We start from the raw sequence: 15,416 nt of genomic DNA, 5'->3' as shown, positions 1-15,416 counted from the left end.
AGGATCTATTCATAATTGTGACGTTAAGGCATCGCGCTCAAGCGTTTGCCGATGACATCCAGCACATCGCAGCCGTCACGCAGCGGAATGGCGCAGAGCATGGCGAAGTCGCTGAGGATGATCGAGTCGCATTCGACCGAGCCGCGCATGCACATGTTTTCCAGCACTTGAATAACGGCGCGGATGCGGTGGTTGGCGGCGTCCATGAGGATGTCGAGGGGAACTTGGGTATCGATGAACAGGGTGGGCATGTCGCTGCAATTGCCGGTCAGGGCCATGAAGCGATTATCGGGATGGGGGATGATTTTTTCGTAGGGTGGATCGGGTTTAAGCATCGTCATATTTGAGCATTCTCGAAGTTCTAAATAGAGACTGACATCGACCTTCCTACGGGTTTGGGTGGCAGCCATGCGCGGGAGTAGGAACTGAGGAACTTCAAATCAGCCACGTCGAAACGTGTCCCGCACACAGCCGCCATAAAAGGCGTTGTGGACACTGGTTAAGTGTCGCAACCAATCGACGGCACTGATGCACATTTGAAGTTCGGGTTCCTACACCCTGCCACCACTCTCGCAGTGACAACGAAAAGACTATCCCCGCAACCCACCGCCCACCAGTTCATGAAATCCGCCGCAACTCGCGGGAAATTTCCGAAGCCTTCGCCCGGAAATTTCATTCTGCTTCGTCCTGCAAATACGCCAACAGCACCGATGGTGACGATTCTTCCAACGCTGAAACCTGAAAAAACTGCTGAACCTTGCAGCGCAACACAGTCTGCGGGAACGTCTCGTAGAGTGCCGGATGCTCCTCGCTCAGCCATTGCAGCGCATTGCCGATCCGGACTCCATCCCCTGCTGAAGCCAGTACCGACTCAGGCACCTTCCACCAAGGAAAAACCCGCCCCGAAACCTGCGCCCTGCCCCCGATCTCCACGGCCTGTCCGTTGATCAAACCGCGCGAAATCACTGGCATCAACTGCGCCGATTGCACTTCGTCGGACTGCAGGATCGGCAATACAAACCGCCCATCCCAGAAGCGGAAAAACACCGCTTTGCCGTCCGGCATCAGCACCTGAGTCAGGCTGCGAAAGTGCTCGACCAGCACTTCCAGACTCGCCGAAGACACCGCCAGCCAACCCCAGTCGCAAGACTCGGTAGAGGCCACCCAATCGAGAAACTCACTGTCAGTAGCGACAATTCCCACGAAGGGCATCACCGCGTCCCACTCGGCGTAGATCGTCTCCGCCCAGATCGGCTTAGGTGCGACCAATGGAGGCCTGGCGTCGCTGGCGTTACTGAAGATCGCGAACAGTTGTTCCGAAGGGTTCAGCGGTTCACGCGCCAGCCACTCTGCCGGCATGAGGCAATCAGGCTGCACAAACACCATCCTTGCAACGCTCACATTCTTCGCAGAACGGCGCATCGCCTTTGAAACTCATGATTTGTGCGGCGGTGAGCATGGCCGCCGGTGCCGCTGCAAGTTTCGCCGGCAGTCCCGGCACACTCGGCGCCGCGCTCATCGCCACCATTGGCGCCCCGCCCACCACAATCGGCACGCTGCTGAAAATCCCGCCGGGGCCAATATTGATCCACTGCCCACCGGCCTGAATCGTCGCGCTCGCGCCGCCATCGATCACCACTTGTTGCCCGGCACTGACGTGGATTTGCGCGCTTGCGCTGGTGGCTTGATTGCTCACCCGAATATGCCGATCGCCGACCACCGTCAGATGATCGTCCTGTTTTACTTCAGTCTGGCGCTGGCCGTGGGTGATGCGTTGTTCGTCGGCCTTCAACTCATGTTTGGCGGTACCCGTGACCACAATGCTGCGCTGGTTATCGACCTGCAGCTGCTGGTCGTGCAGGACATGCTGGGTCCAGTTGCGCTGAGCGCGCAGGTAGATTTCTTCGGCGCCCTTTTTGTCCTCGATGCGCAATTCGTTGTAACCGCCGCCACCGGGACTGCTCTGGCTGCGGAGGATGCTGCGGGTCTTGTCCGCTGGCAAATCCAGCGGCACCGGAGTGGCGGCGTTTGGCAGACAACCCATGACCAGCGGTTTGTCGGCATCGGCGTCGATGAAACCGACCAGCACTTCCATGCCGACCCGTGGAATCAGCACGCTGCCGTAATGGTCATGGGCCCAGCCCGTGGCGACACGCAGCCAGCAGCTGGAATGCTCGTTCAACTCACCATCGCGATCCCAGGCCAGTTGCACCTTGACCCGACCGTACTCGTCGCAGTGAATTTCCGCGTCGGCCGGGCCGGTCACCACGGCAGGTTGATAGCCAAGCATGCGCGGTTTTTCCGGTCCCAACGCCGGGCGAAAGAACACCTCCCATGGCGTGGCTAGAAAGGTATTACGGTAACCCTGGAATGCTTCCCCATCGCTGGTCACCGACTCCTCCAGCACTTGCGGCTGTCGGCCGTGGTGTTCGACCGAGGTCAGCAGCCACAGGTCGTTCCAGTCGCTACGCGGATGGTCGATCAGTTGCAGGAAATGTCCGCAAACCAGTGCGGATACGTCGCTGACGCCCTCGGCCTGACGGTAATCGGCGACATGTCGCTCAAGCGCTCTTTGGGCGAGGTGCCTGCCGGTTTCACGATCATTGAATTGGCCGGGGAAGTGATAATCCTCAAGCACCGGGCGCTGCTCACCGTCGACCCGACTTTGCAGCTGCAGGCGCGGCTTGATGAAGTTGTAATCGCGCCGGGTCACTACGCTGGTACGGGTTTCCACGCGAACATTGAATCGATTGATCGCCGGCGCGCCACCGGCCATGCCGCTGCCGGGCAGATAAAGCGCCGGTTGAGCCAGTTTAGGGAACACCGTCTGATCATCACCGAACACCAATAGGTGACCTTCCGGACTGTGCTGAAAGTGGTAATGAATGCCGACTTCGGCGCACAGGCGCTGGATAAACGCGAGGTCACTTTCGGCGTATTGCACGCAGTACTCGCGCTCCGGGTACTCGCTGCCTAGGCGAAATTCGAAAGCATCACGCAGAATCGAATGATCCTTGAGCACCTGCGCGACGATCTGCGGAACCGTCTGATGCTGAAAAATCCGCTGATTGATGCGATGCCCAAGGTAAGTCAGACGCGGTACCAGGCTTAAGTGATAACGCGTCAAACGCTTCCCGGAATCACCCTGCCCGACCTGATAAATCTGACCATGAACACCGGAACCTTCCGCATCGAATCTCAGAAACGCCTGACGGTGCAGCAGGCTTTCGAGGTCCAGATCCGGTCGCTCACCGACCAGTTCCAGCTCGAAACGAAAGGGTTGGCTGATGGCTTCCTTGCCCGTGAACTCAAGGACTTTGAGATCAAATTGGGCGCCTTCGAGGGTCAACGTGAAACGCGGTTGATTGGCAGGCGCGAACATCCGATGTCTCTCTGCAGATTGAGGGCGGGCGATTCTGCATGAGGGGCAAGGGGTGTTGGGTGGGTGACGGGAAAATCAGATTTGCCCTACTTTCACTGCCGAAAAAGCCTTCGAAAATCGGCGCATGCGACTACAGACAACCCTCTCAAACTCACCACCGAAAAACTGTGGGAGCGGGCTTGCTCGCGAAAGGGCCGTGTCAGTCGACATTGATTTCATTTGACCCACCGCATTCGCGAGCAAGCCCGCTCCCACAGGGGATCTATGCTGACTCAGGGGTATTGCAGGCATAAAAAAACGGCCCGCCTCCAGTAGGAAACGGGCCGCTCTCTTGTGAGCCGAAGCTCAATGCATCACTTGTTCAGGTGGAAATCTTTTTCCGCCGCTTCGAAGCGCTGCACCATGCCTTTGGTTGGCTCGCCCATTTTGCTGACGATGTAGATGGCCAGGCTGGCGAAGATGAAGCCCGGGATGATTTCGTACAGACCCAGCAGTTCGAAATGCTTCCAGACCACGACGGTGATCGCGCCAACCAGGATGCCGGCCAGTGCGCCGTTGCGGGTCATGTCTTTCCAGATCACCGAGATCAGCACAACTGGGCCGAACGCGGCACCGAAACCGGCCCAGGCGTAGGACACCAGGCCCAGTACGCGGTTTTCCGGATTGGCGGCCATGGCGATAGCGATCAGCGCCACCAGCAACACCATCGCGCGGCCGACCCACACCAGTTCCACTTGGGAAGCGGATTTGCGCAGGAAGGTTTTGTAGAAGTCCTCGGTCAGGGCGCTCGAGCACACCAGCAACTGGCAGCTCAGGGTGCTCATCACAGCAGCCAGAATGGCCGACAACAGCACGCCAGCAATCCATGGGTTGAAGAGGATTTTCGCCAGCTCGATGAACACCCGCTCGTGGTTCTCGGTCACGGGACCGGCGACTTCCGGGTGCGCCGAGAAGTAGGCGATACCGAAGAAGCCCACAGCGACGGTGCCGCCCAGGCACAGAATCATCCAGGTCATGGAGATGCGACGGGCGTTGGCAATCGACTTCACCGAGTCAGCGGCCATGAAACGCGCGAGGATGTGCGGTTGACCGAAGTAACCCAGACCCCAGCCCATCAGCGAGATGATGCCGATGAAAGTGGTGCCCTTGAGCATGTCGAAGTTGCTTGGGTCCTGGGCTTCGATGGCGAGGAACGTGGTATCGACGCCGCCGGTGGCCAGCAGCACGATGATCGGCGTGAGGATCAGCGCGAAGATCATCAGCGTGGCTTGTACGGTGTCGGTCCAGCTCACCGCGAGGAAACCGCCGACGAAGGTGTAGGCAATCGTCGCCGCAGCACCGGCCCACAGCGCCGTCTCGTAGGACATGCCGAAAGTGCTTTCGAACAGACGGGCGCCAGCCACGATGCCGGAAGCGCAGTAAATGGTGAAGAACACCAGAATCACCACCGCTGAGATGATACGCAGCAGGCCGCTTTTGTCTTCGAAACGGCTGGAGAAGTAGTCCGGCAGGGTCAAGGCATCGCCGTTGTGCTCGGTCTGCACACGCAGACGGCCGGCGACGAACAGCCAGTTCAGGTAGGCACCGACGATCAGGCCGATGGCGATCCAGCTTTCGGACAGACCGGACATGTAGATGGCACCCGGCAGGCCCATCAACAACCAGCCGCTCATGTCGGAAGCACCGGCAGACAGAGCCGTGACGACGCTGCCAAGGCTGCGGCCGCCAAGAATGTAGTCAGAAAGGTTGTTGGTGGAGCGATAGGCCATGAAGCCGATCAGCACCATTGCTGCGATGTAGATCACGAACGTGATCAGTGTTGGATTGCTTACGCTCATTAAGTTACGCCCTGGCTTTGTTTTTATGTAGCAGCGGTGATCTATCGCACACAAACGACGACGTTTGGCAGACGAATCGGGATCCCGCGCATTTAGGACTGATGTTTCCCCAGGAAAGCCACCAGCCGATGCACCGGGTATTCCCGGTTGCACCTTGGGCGCGAATGCTATGCAACAAACCAAAAAAGGTGCAACCAGTTTCTGGTGATTAAGTTGCACCTAGTCGGATATACCGATAAACAGGCCGTTTTTGCTCCCTTTTAGCGCAGTCAACTCGCTCCGCTAGAAGTAAAAGCACCAAGCAGGAGCGGCACTTCAGTACCAGAAAATAATTCCTGACGAAGCGTTTATTTTTCCGACAAAAAAAGGGTTGCACCCGGTTGCACCTCTTTCGGCGCACGGCTAATCTTGCCGCCAGCTGATGCCACGCAACTGTGGCAACCATGAGGATAAAAATATGGCTACCACCACCCTTGGGGTCAAACTCGATGACCCGACCCGCGAGCGCCTGAAGGCTGCCGCGACCTCGATTGATCGCACACCGCACTGGCTGATCAAGCAGGCAATTTTCAATTACCTGGAAAAACTCGAGGGTGGTGCAACCCTGACCGAGCTGAACGGTTTGACCGCCAAAGACACCGACGATGCCGGTGAAGCCCATACCGATCACGCCCACCAGTGCTTCCTCGAATTCGCTGAAAGCATCCTGCCGCAATCGGTACTGCGCGCATCGATCACCGCTGCTTACCGTCGCCCTGAGCCGGAAGTGGTGCCGATGCTGATCGAGCAGGCGCGCCTGCCGGCACCGATGGCCGACGCCACCAACAAACTCGCCGCGACGATCGCGGAAAAACTGCGTAACCAGAAAAGTGCCGGCGGTCGTGCAGGCATTGTTCAGGGCCTGCTGCAGGAATTTTCCCTGTCGTCCCAGGAAGGCGTGGCGCTGATGTGCCTGGCCGAAGCGCTGCTGCGCATCCCGGACAAAGGCACTCGCGATGCACTGATCCGCGACAAGATCAGCACCGGCAACTGGCAGCCGCACCTGGGCAACAGCCCGTCGCTGTTCGTCAACGCCGCGACCTGGGGTCTGCTGCTGACCGGCAAGCTTGTTTCCACGCACAACGAAGCCGGCCTGACTTCGTCGCTGAGCCGCATCATCGGCAAGAGCGGCGAGCCGATGATCCGCAAGGGCGTCGACATGGCCATGCGCCTGATGGGCGAGCAGTTCGTTACCGGCGAAACCATCGCCGAAGCACTGGCCAACGCGAGCAAGTTCGAAGCCAAGGGCTTCCGCTACTCCTACGACATGCTCGGTGAAGCGGCACTCACCGAACACGACGCGCAGAAGTACCTGGCGTCGTACGAACAAGCCATCCACTCGATCGGCAAAGCCTCCCACGGCCGTGGGATTTATGAAGGCCCGGGCATTTCCATCAAGCTCTCGGCCCTGCACCCGCGATACAGCCGTGCGCAGTACGAGCGCGTGATGGACGAGCTTTACCCGCGCCTACTGTCGCTGACCCTGTTGGCCAAGCAATACGACATCGGCCTGAACATCGACGCCGAAGAAGCCGACCGTCTGGAGCTGTCGCTGGATCTGCTCGAGCGCCTGTGCTTCGAACCGCAACTGACCGGCTGGAACGGCATCGGTTTCGTGATTCAGGCTTATCAGAAGCGTTGCCCATACGTGATCGACTACGTGATCGATCTCGCTCGCCGCAGCCGCCATCGCCTGATGATCCGCCTGGTGAAAGGCGCGTACTGGGACAGCGAAATCAAGCGCGCCCAAGTCGAAGGCCTGGAAGGCTATCCGGTGTACACCCGCAAGGTGTACACCGACGTTTCCTACATTGCCTGCGCGCGCAAACTGCTGTCGGTGCCGGAAGTCATCTACCCGCAGTTCGCCACGCACAACGCCCACACCCTGTCGGCGATTTACCACATTGCCGGTCAGAACTATTACCCGGGCCAGTACGAATTCCAGTGCCTGCACGGTATGGGCGAACCGCTCTACGAGCAGGTTGTCGGCAAAGTTTCCGAAGGCAAGCTGAACCGTCCGTGCCGCGTGTACGCACCGGTCGGCACCCACGAAACCCTGCTGGCGTACCTCGTGCGTCGTCTGCTGGAAAACGGCGCAAACACCTCGTTCGTCAACCGCATCGCCGACCAGTCGATTTCGATTCAGGAGCTGGTGGCCGATCCGGTGGCGCAGATCGAGCAGATGGCAACCGTGGAAGGTGGTTTCGGCCTGCCGCACCCACGCATTCCGCTGCCGCGTGATCTATACGGTGCCGAGCGCGCCAACTCCGCCGGCATCGACATGGCCAACGAACATCGTCTGGCCTCGTTGTCCTGCGCGCTGCTCGCCACCGCGCACAACCACTGGAAAGCCGCGCCGATGCTCGGTTGCGCTTCCAGCAACGAAGCGCCAGCACCGGTGCTGAACCCGGCGGATCACCGCGATGTGGTCGGCCACGTGCAGGAAGCTACCGTCGAAGACGTCGACAACGCGATCCAGTGCGCGCTGAATGCTGCGCCAATCTGGCAGGCCACTCCGCCAGCCGAACGTGCGGCGATTCTGGAACGCGCCGCCGACCTGATGGAAGGCGAGATCCAGCCATTGATGGGCCTGCTGGCCCGTGAAGCCGGCAAGACCTTCGCCAACGCCATCGCCGAAGTGCGTGAAGCGGTCGACTTCCTGCGCTACTACGCCGTGCAGGCGCGCAACGATTTCAGCAATGACGCCCACCGCCCGTTGGGCCCGGTGGTGTGCATCAGCCCATGGAACTTCCCGCTGGCAATCTTCAGCGGTCAGGTCGCTGCCGCACTGGCCGCCGGTAACCCGGTGCTGGCCAAACCGGCTGAACAGACTCCGCTGGTCGCCGCGCAAGCTGTACGTTTGCTGCTCGAAGCCGGGATTCCGGAAGGTGTGCTGCAACTGCTGCCGGGTCGCGGTGAAACCGTCGGTGCCGGTCTGGTCGGTGATGAGCGCGTCAAAGGCGTGATGTTCACCGGTTCTACCGAAGTTGCGCGTCTGCTGCAGCGCAACATCGCTGGCCGTCTCGACAGCCAGGGCCGTCCGATTCCGCTGATCGCCGAAACCGGTGGCCAGAACGCGATGATCGTCGACTCCTCGGCACTGACCGAACAAGTGGTGATCGACGTGGTGTCCTCGGCCTTCGACAGCGCCGGCCAGCGTTGCTCGGCTCTGCGCGTACTGTGCCTGCAGGAAGATTCCGCCGACCGTGTCATCGAAATGCTCAAAGGCGCGATGGCTGAAAGCCGCCTCGGCAACCCTGAGCGCCTGTCCGTGGACATCGGCCCGGTGATCGACGCCGAAGCCAAGGCCGGTATCGACAAGCACATCCAGGCCATGCGCGATAAAGGTCGCAGCGTCTATCAGGTGGCTATCGCCGACAGCGAAGAAGTCAAACGCGGCACCTTCGTCATGCCGACCCTGATCGAGCTGGAAAGCTTCGACGAACTGCAACGCGAGATCTTCGGCCCGGTGCTGCACGTGGTGCGCTACAAGCGCAAGGACATCGACCAGTTGATCGGCCAGATCAATGCCTCCGGTTATGGCCTGACCCTCGGCGTGCACACCCGTATCGACGAGACCATCGCCAAGGTGATCGACAACGTCAACGCCGGTAACGTCTACGTCAACCGCAACATCGTCGGTGCCGTGGTCGGCGTGCAGCCATTCGGTGGCGAAGGCCTGTCGGGGACTGGCCCGAAAGCCGGTGGCCCGCTGTACCTGTACCGTTTGCTGTCGACCCGTCCTACTGACGCGATCGAGCAGTCCTTCGCTCGCGGTGATGCGGTCGTCGCCCCGGACGTGCGTCTGCGTGATGCCATGAGCAAACCGCTTAACGCTTTCAAGGCTTGGGCCGAGAGCAACCAGTACGCCGAACTGAGCACCCTGTGCGTGCAGTACGCCGCGCAATCGCAAAGCGGCATCACCCGCGTGCTGGCCGGCCCGACCGGCGAGAAAAACAGCTACGCGATCCTGCCGCGTGAACACGTGCTGTGCCTGGCGGACGTCGAAGGCGATCTGTTGGCCCAACTGGCGGCGGTCCTGGCGGTCGGCGGTTCGGCGGTATGGCCGGAGTCCGACATCAGCAAGGCATTGTTCGCACGCCTGCCGAAGGAAGTTCAGGCGCGGATCAAACGGGTTGCCGACTGGCACAAGGATGAAGTGGTGTTTGATGCCGTGCTGCATCACGGCCATTCCGACCAGTTGCGTGGTGTCTGCCAGCAGATTGCCAAACGCGCCGGTGCGATCGTTGGCGTTCAGGGCCTGTCCCAGGGCGAGACCAACATTGCGCTGGAGCGTCTGGTGATCGAGCGGGCGTTGAGCGTCAACACCGCTGCGGCGGGTGGTAATGCGAGTTTGATGACTATCGGTTGACACCCGGTAAGTCAGGCAACCGCAATGGTTGCCTGACAATCAAATCCCAATGTGGGAGCGGGCTTGCTCGCGAAGGCGTTGTGTCAGTCGACATCTCCAGTGACTGATCCACCGCATTCGCGAGCAAGCCCGCTCCCACAGTTGTTTTGGGGTGTTTGTTAAGTCGGTGCTCGGCCCTGACATCACCGCCATCAATCATCGTATTCAGCCCTTATCAGCAAGCCTAGACTCGGCCCAACCCCAATTTCAGGTAGGCCGCCATGTCCGAGACGCTGCTCAGTTCCCGCAATCTGGCTTTCGAGCTGTACGAAGTCCTCGATGCCGAAGACCTGACCCGGCGTGAGCGCTTTGCCGAGCACAATCGTGAGACTTTCGACGCCGCCATCGGCACTGCGCGCAGCATCGCCGAGAAATTCTTCGCACCGCACAACCGCAAGGGCGACGAGAACGAGCCGCGCTACGAGAACGCTCAGGCGATTTTGATTCCCGAAGTGAAACCGGCGGTGGATGCGTTCCTCGAGGCGGGTTTCCTCAATGCCGCGCGGAGCTTCGAAGCGGGCGGCATGCAACTGCCGACGCTGCTGTCGCAAGCGTGCTTTGCGCACTTTCAAGCGGCGAACGCGGCGACCACCTCGTACCCGTTCCTGACCATGGGCGCGGCCAACCTGATCGAAAGCTTTGGCACCGACGAGCAAAAACAGCGCTTTCTGCAACCAATGATCGACGGCCGTTTCTTCGGCACCATGGCCCTCACCGAACCCCACGCCGGCTCCTCGCTGTCGGATATTCGCACCCGCGCCGAGCCGGCGTCCGACGGCACTTATCGCCTCAAGGGCAACAAGATCTTCATTTCCGGCGGCGATCACCCGCTGTCGGAAAACATCGTGCACATGGTGCTGGCCAAACTGCCGGACGCACCGCCGGGGGTGAAAGGCATTTCGCTGTTCATCGTGCCGAAGTTTCTGGTCAATGATGACGGCAGCCTCGGCCAGCGCAACGATGTGCTGCTGGCCGGGCTGTTCCACAAGATGGGCTGGCGCGGCACCACCTCCACGGCACTGAACTTCGGCGATAACGGCGAGTGTGTCGGCTATTTGGTGGGCAAGCCGCACCATGGCTTGAGCTACATGTTCCAGATGATGAACGAGGCGCGGATCGGCGTCGGTATGGGCGCAGTGATGCTCGGTTACGCCGGCTACCTGTATTCGCTGGAATACGCCCGCGAACGCCCGCAAGGCCGAGTGCCGGACAGCAAGGATCCGACCACGGCGCCAGTGACGATCATTCAGCACGCCGATGTCAGACGCATGCTGCTGACGCAAAAGTCCTACGTCGAAGGGGCCTTTGACCTCGGCCTGTACGCCGCACGGCTGTTCGATGACACCACCACACTGGAAACCGAAGCCGAGCGCAAACAGGCCCATGAGTTGCTGGATTTGCTGACGCCGATCGTCAAATCCTGGCCGTCGGAGTTCTGCCTTAAGGCCAACGAACTGGCGATCCAGATCCTCGGCGGCCACGGTTACACCCGTGAGTATCCGGTGGAGCAGTATTACCGCGACAACCGTTTGAACCCGATCCACGAAGGCACCCACGGCATTCAGTCGCTGGACTTGCTCGGGCGCAAACTGGCGCAGAACGGCGGCGCCGGGTTGAAGCAACTGATCCGTCTGATCGCCGACACCGCCGAGCGCGCGACTGCGTATGAATCGTTGACCGCACTGCGTGAGCCATTGGAGAAACTGGTGGCGCGCCTGCAAGCGGTGACCATCGGCCTGCTCACCGATCTGGCGCAGGGCAAGGTCAACAGCAGCCTGGCGAATTCGGCGCTGTACCTGAAGGTGTTCGGGCACACGGTGATTGGCTGGCGCTGGCTGGAACAGGCGATCCGCGCCGAGGAGGGGCTGGCCAAGGGCAATACGGCGGATGCTGACTTCTATAAGGGCAAGTTGCAGGCGGCGCGGTACTTCCTGACGTGGGAAGTGCCAGGCTGTCACCATGAGCTGGCGTTGCTGGAGGCGCGGGATGATACGTGCCTGGCGATGCGGGATGCGTGGTTCTGATCCGGTTTTTTAGTCGCTGCTGGTGCCGTCTTCGCGGGCAAGCCCGCTCCCACAGGTTTATCTGGTGTACATGAGTTTTGGTACGACACGGACACTGTGGGAGCGGGCTTGCCCGCGAAGAGGCCCGAACTGACAACACATCAGCTCAACTTGAACCCACCCATCTGTCTCGCCAGATCATCCGCCAACCGCTGCAACATCTGACAATCCTCGCGACACGCCCGCACCTCGCCCGCCGTCGCCCGGGCCAGATCGGAAATCCCCTGCACGTTGCGATTGATCTCTTCAGTCACCGCCGATTGTTCTTCCGTCGCGGTCGCCACCTGATGGTTCATGTCGCTGATGCGCTCGACCTGTCCGGTAATCGCGGTCAACGACGCGCCCGTACGTTGGCTCGACTCAACCCCGGTGCCGGTCGCAGCCTGACCCGTACGCATCGATGACACGGCATTCTCGGCGCCTTGCTTGAGGCTGCCGATCATTTGCTGAATCTCGTCGGTGGAGGCCTGGGTTCTGCGCGCCAAGGTGCGCACTTCATCCGCCACTACCGCAAACCCGCGCCCCATATCTCCGGCCCGCGCTGCTTCAATCGCCGCGTTGAGCGCCAGCAAGTTGGTCTGCTCGGACACGCCGCGAATCACCGCCAGCACCGAATCGATCGACGCCACCTGATGCGCCAGCTCACCCACCGCGCCCGCCGCCACGCCGATCTCGTCGGACATGCTTTCGATATGGCGGATCGAGCCACCGACGACTTCCCGCGCCTGCATTGCTTCATCGCGAGCAGTTTGTGAAGCCAGCGCGGCGTTGCCGGCGTTCTGCGCGATTTCCTGCACAGTCAGGCCCATTTCATGCACCGCCGTGGCGACCATGTCGGTCATTTCCTGCTGGCGCCCGGAGCGTTCGGCGGTGTTTTCCACCACCTTCGCCACTTGGCCGACCGCCGTGCGCAAACGCTCGCTGGTGGTCAGCACTTCGCCGATCAGCCCGCGCTGGCTGTCGAGAAAACGGTTGAAGCCGCGCGCGAGATCGCCCAGCTCATCGGCGCGACTGGAATCTAACCGATGGGTCAAATCTCCACCGCCGCTACCGATCGCTACCAGCGCGGCTGTTACCTGACGAATCGGTCGCACCAGCCCTTGGGCCAGCCACACCACCAGCGCCAGGCACACCAAAGCCACCGCCAGGCCGATACCGCCGCTCATCCACATCGCCTTGCGGGCTTCGGCGTAGATCTGCGATTGCGGCACTTCGGCCACCAGCGTCCAGCCCAGATCACGCAACGGCAGGCTGAAGGCGAGGAAGTCTTCGCCGTCGCGCTGGAAGGAGCTGTTGCTGGCGACTTTCTGCCCCATGACCGCTTGCGCCGCCGACGCACCGATCTGCTCCGTGAGGGTGCGCTTGCCGCTGAACTGCGCCTCGGGATGGACCTGGATCAAACCGTCGGAACGCACGAGATAGACCTTGCCGCGCTCGCCAAAGCTGAAGTTGTGGATCAACTCCGACAGCTCTTTCATGCTCAGGCCCAACCCAGCCACGCCGACCACCTTGCCGGCGTGCTCGACCTTCAAGTCGATGAACAGCGCCAATTCTCCGGTGGTGCCATCGTTGTCGATGTTCAGGGTGCGCGGCTGATTGCTATCGAGAAAGGAGTAGAACCAGGCATCGGCCGGTTTGGCCCGACTGAGGGTGCGATCCAGGCCCTTTTCGGTAATGTAGTGATTGGAGTCGGTGCCGATGATCAACGCGGTGAAAGCTTTATGTTCGGCGCGGATGCCTTCCAGATACTGCGCGAAGGCCGCTGTTTTGCTGCTGTCTTCACCCGCTGCCAGCCAGTCGCGCACCATGCTGTTGCTGGCGATGTCTTTGGCGGCGGTCAGGGGTTGGACGAGGATGCGTTCGATGTCGTTGCGCGTCGCTTCGATGCTCGACGGCAGCGCTTGTTCGACCAGATAGCTCTGGGCGAGGCGGTTGACCACCAGGGTATAAATTCCAACCACGATCAGGATGCTGACCAGCAGGGCGGTGCCCATGCTGAGAATCAGCTGCCATTGAATACTGCGTCGCCACAACTGCATGGAGCACCCCCAAAGAATAAGTGGCCGAAACAATGCAACAGCCGTGCCGATTGTATACAACCCGATCGACAATCTATTCTTTGGTTGTGCGCAACCCCATCAGCCCTGATTGATGGTCTTGGCGATGGTGTCGACCGTGGCGCTGACTTGCTCTTGGTAACGGTCGAGTTCTTTCTGGTGCTGCTTCTTCATTTCGATCTGCTGCGAGCACAGGTTCATCGCTGCCAGCACCAGCAAGCGGTCACCGATCAGCGTCGGGTATTTGCGTTTGGTGTCGGCCAGTGCGGCCTTGAGCATCAGTGCGGCGTCCAGCAGGGTCTGTTCTTCCCCGGCCGGTGCCTTGATCGAATAGTCCTCCCCGAGAATGGAGATGACTTTTACCCCTGCGGTGCCGTGGTTCATGCGCTGACAGGGCCTGCGTTGACGCGATCAACCAGAGCCTGGATGCGCGCTGCGGTGGCGCCGTGCTTCTCTTCCTGTTCCATCAGGCTCAGTTGCAGGCTTTCGTTTTCATCCTTGGCCTGGGCCAGTTCCGTGGACAGGGTCTGGTTGGTTTGCGCAAGGGTCTGGTTCTGTTGCACCAGGTCGCTGACGAGCTGTTCCAATTGGCTGAGGGATGCTTCCAACATTTTGATCTTCCAAGCGTTTTTCAAAGGGCGCGTACGATAAAGAAAAGTCACTGCGGATGCCAGGGTTATACCGGCGCAAGGCCTTGATTTTCCTGGCGGCCGACCGTTCTCGCGAGTTTAAAAGACTGTGATCTGCCGATCTGGTTCCTGCACTTCGTCGCCCAGGCCCGTATGCGACAAATACGCACAGTGCCTCAAGACTTTAGTCGTATGACCGATAAGTCATCCATACAGCAGTCTCAGCCCGCATGGATGCGGCCCTTTTTGGTATCCGCGCCATGTCCCTTCGTAATATGAATATCGCCCCCCGGGCGTTCACCGGCTTCGCCCTGATCGGCGGCCTGATGCTGATTCTCGGCGTGTTTGCCCTGAACCAGATGAGCAAAATCCGTGCAGCGGGCGAAGACATCGCCACTGCCAGCGTGCCATCGATCAAGGCCGTTGATGAATTCACTCAACTGACGCTGCGCCTACGGGTGCTGTCGTATCGGTTGCTGATCAACCGCGAACCCGACGTGCAGCAGAAAACCATCGAGCTGTTCGAGTTGCGCAACCGGCAGATCGCCGACGCTCAGCGTGCCTATGAGCCACTGATCGATGGCCCGCAAGAGCGCGCGGCCTACGACCAGTACGTGCAGCTCCTGGCTCAGTACCGTCAACTCGAAGACCGGATGAAAACCCTGTCGCGCAACAATCAGATCGATGAGCTGCGGCAGATGCTCAACTCGGACTTGCTGAGTAACTCGGAAGCGGTGAACACCGCCCTGGCGCGCCTGCTGGAGATCAACACCCAGCAAATCGCCGAGACGAATCAAGGTGCAGCCAACCAGTACTCGATGTCCTTCAATCTGGTCGTGACTCTCCTGCTGATCGCCACCGGCCTGACCTTCCTGTTCGCCTGGCTGCTGACCGTCAGCATCACCAAGCCGATTTCCAAAGCACTGGACGCAGCGGAAACCATCGCTGAAGGCAACCTGACCCAGCCGATCCATGTGGACGGTAGCGACGAAGCCGG

9 protein-coding genes and 2 pseudogenes are annotated in these 15,416 nt (G+C 60.2%); 3 read left to right on the top strand and 8 right to left on the bottom strand.

Features of this window, described 5'->3' with window-relative positions; all coding sequences use genetic code 11:
• Nucleotides 1-23 precede the first annotated feature (23 nt).
• From ACS4NR_RS24175 to putP, 4 genes are all read right to left on the bottom strand, one after another.
• Nucleotides 24-341 (bottom strand): hypothetical protein, encoded by a 318-nt coding sequence (locus ACS4NR_RS24175; RefSeq protein ID WP_456018518.1) that lies wholly within the window; start codon nucleotides 339-341, stop codon nucleotides 24-26.
• A 331-nt stretch (nucleotides 342-672) separates the two neighbouring features.
• Complete coding sequence (locus tag ACS4NR_RS24170) at nucleotides 673-1,377, bottom strand: DUF4123 domain-containing protein (RefSeq protein WP_456018517.1); 705 nt, start codon at nucleotides 1,375-1,377, stop codon at nucleotides 673-675.
• Nucleotides 1,367-3,382 carry a type VI secretion system Vgr family protein gene (locus ACS4NR_RS24165; protein ID WP_456018516.1) on the bottom strand — a complete coding sequence of 672 codons (2,016 nt, stop codon included), beginning with the start codon at nucleotides 3,380-3,382 and terminating at the stop codon, nucleotides 1,367-1,369. The genes ACS4NR_RS24170 and ACS4NR_RS24165 overlap by 11 nt, the downstream gene beginning before the upstream one ends.
• 353 nt (nucleotides 3,383-3,735) lie before the next feature.
• The gene (gene putP, locus ACS4NR_RS24160; RefSeq protein WP_456018515.1) at nucleotides 3,736-5,220 is read right to left on the bottom strand and encodes a sodium/proline symporter PutP; all 1,485 of its coding nucleotides are present in this window, start codon (nucleotides 5,218-5,220) and stop codon (nucleotides 3,736-3,738) included.
• Between the two features lie 457 nt (nucleotides 5,221-5,677).
• Between putP and putA the strand changes: the two genes are divergently transcribed.
• On the top strand, nucleotides 5,678-9,631 hold the full coding sequence (gene putA / locus ACS4NR_RS24155; RefSeq protein WP_456018514.1) for a trifunctional transcriptional regulator/proline dehydrogenase/L-glutamate gamma-semialdehyde dehydrogenase: 3,954 nt from the start codon (nucleotides 5,678-5,680) through the stop codon (nucleotides 9,629-9,631).
• A 260-nt stretch (nucleotides 9,632-9,891) separates the two neighbouring features.
• Nucleotides 9,892-11,694, top strand: a complete 1,803-nt coding sequence (locus tag ACS4NR_RS24150; protein ID WP_456018513.1) for an acyl-CoA dehydrogenase — start codon at nucleotides 9,892-9,894, stop codon at nucleotides 11,692-11,694.
• A 140-nt stretch (nucleotides 11,695-11,834) separates the two neighbouring features.
• On the opposite strand, the gene ACS4NR_RS24145 is transcribed toward ACS4NR_RS24150, so the two are convergent.
• The 4 genes and pseudogenes from ACS4NR_RS24145 to ACS4NR_RS24130 all read right to left on the bottom strand — a co-directional run bounded on the left by ACS4NR_RS24145 (nucleotide 11,835) and on the right by ACS4NR_RS24130 (nucleotide 14,401).
• On the bottom strand, nucleotides 11,835-12,566 hold the full coding sequence (locus ACS4NR_RS24145; RefSeq protein ID WP_371857970.1) for a methyl-accepting chemotaxis protein: 732 nt from the start codon (nucleotides 12,564-12,566) through the stop codon (nucleotides 11,835-11,837).
• Between the two features lie 135 nt (nucleotides 12,567-12,701).
• Nucleotides 12,702-13,727: pseudogene (locus tag ACS4NR_RS24140) on the bottom strand (cache domain-containing protein); the annotation flags it as partial.
• A gap of 144 nt (nucleotides 13,728-13,871) precedes the next feature.
• The gene (locus ACS4NR_RS24135) at nucleotides 13,872-14,174 is read right to left on the bottom strand and encodes a cell division protein ZapA (protein ID WP_456018512.1); all 303 of its coding nucleotides are present in this window, start codon (nucleotides 14,172-14,174) and stop codon (nucleotides 13,872-13,874) included.
• A complete protein-coding gene (locus ACS4NR_RS24130) occupies nucleotides 14,171-14,401 on the bottom strand; it encodes a hypothetical protein (RefSeq protein ID WP_007967306.1) in 231 nt (76 codons plus the stop codon). Before ACS4NR_RS24130 ends, ACS4NR_RS24135 begins: the two co-directional genes overlap by 4 nt.
• Before the next feature lie 248 nt (nucleotides 14,402-14,649).
• Here ACS4NR_RS24130 and ACS4NR_RS24125 point away from each other — a divergent pair.
• Nucleotides 14,650-15,402: pseudogene (locus ACS4NR_RS24125) on the top strand (MCP four helix bundle domain-containing protein); the annotation flags it as partial.
• Nucleotides 15,403-15,416: the final 14 nt, after the last annotated feature.

This window comes from Pseudomonas sp. JQ36, from assembly GCF_053851495.1.
Note: the sequence above shows the minus strand (reverse complement) of the source record. Positions and strands in the feature narration are given on the sequence as shown.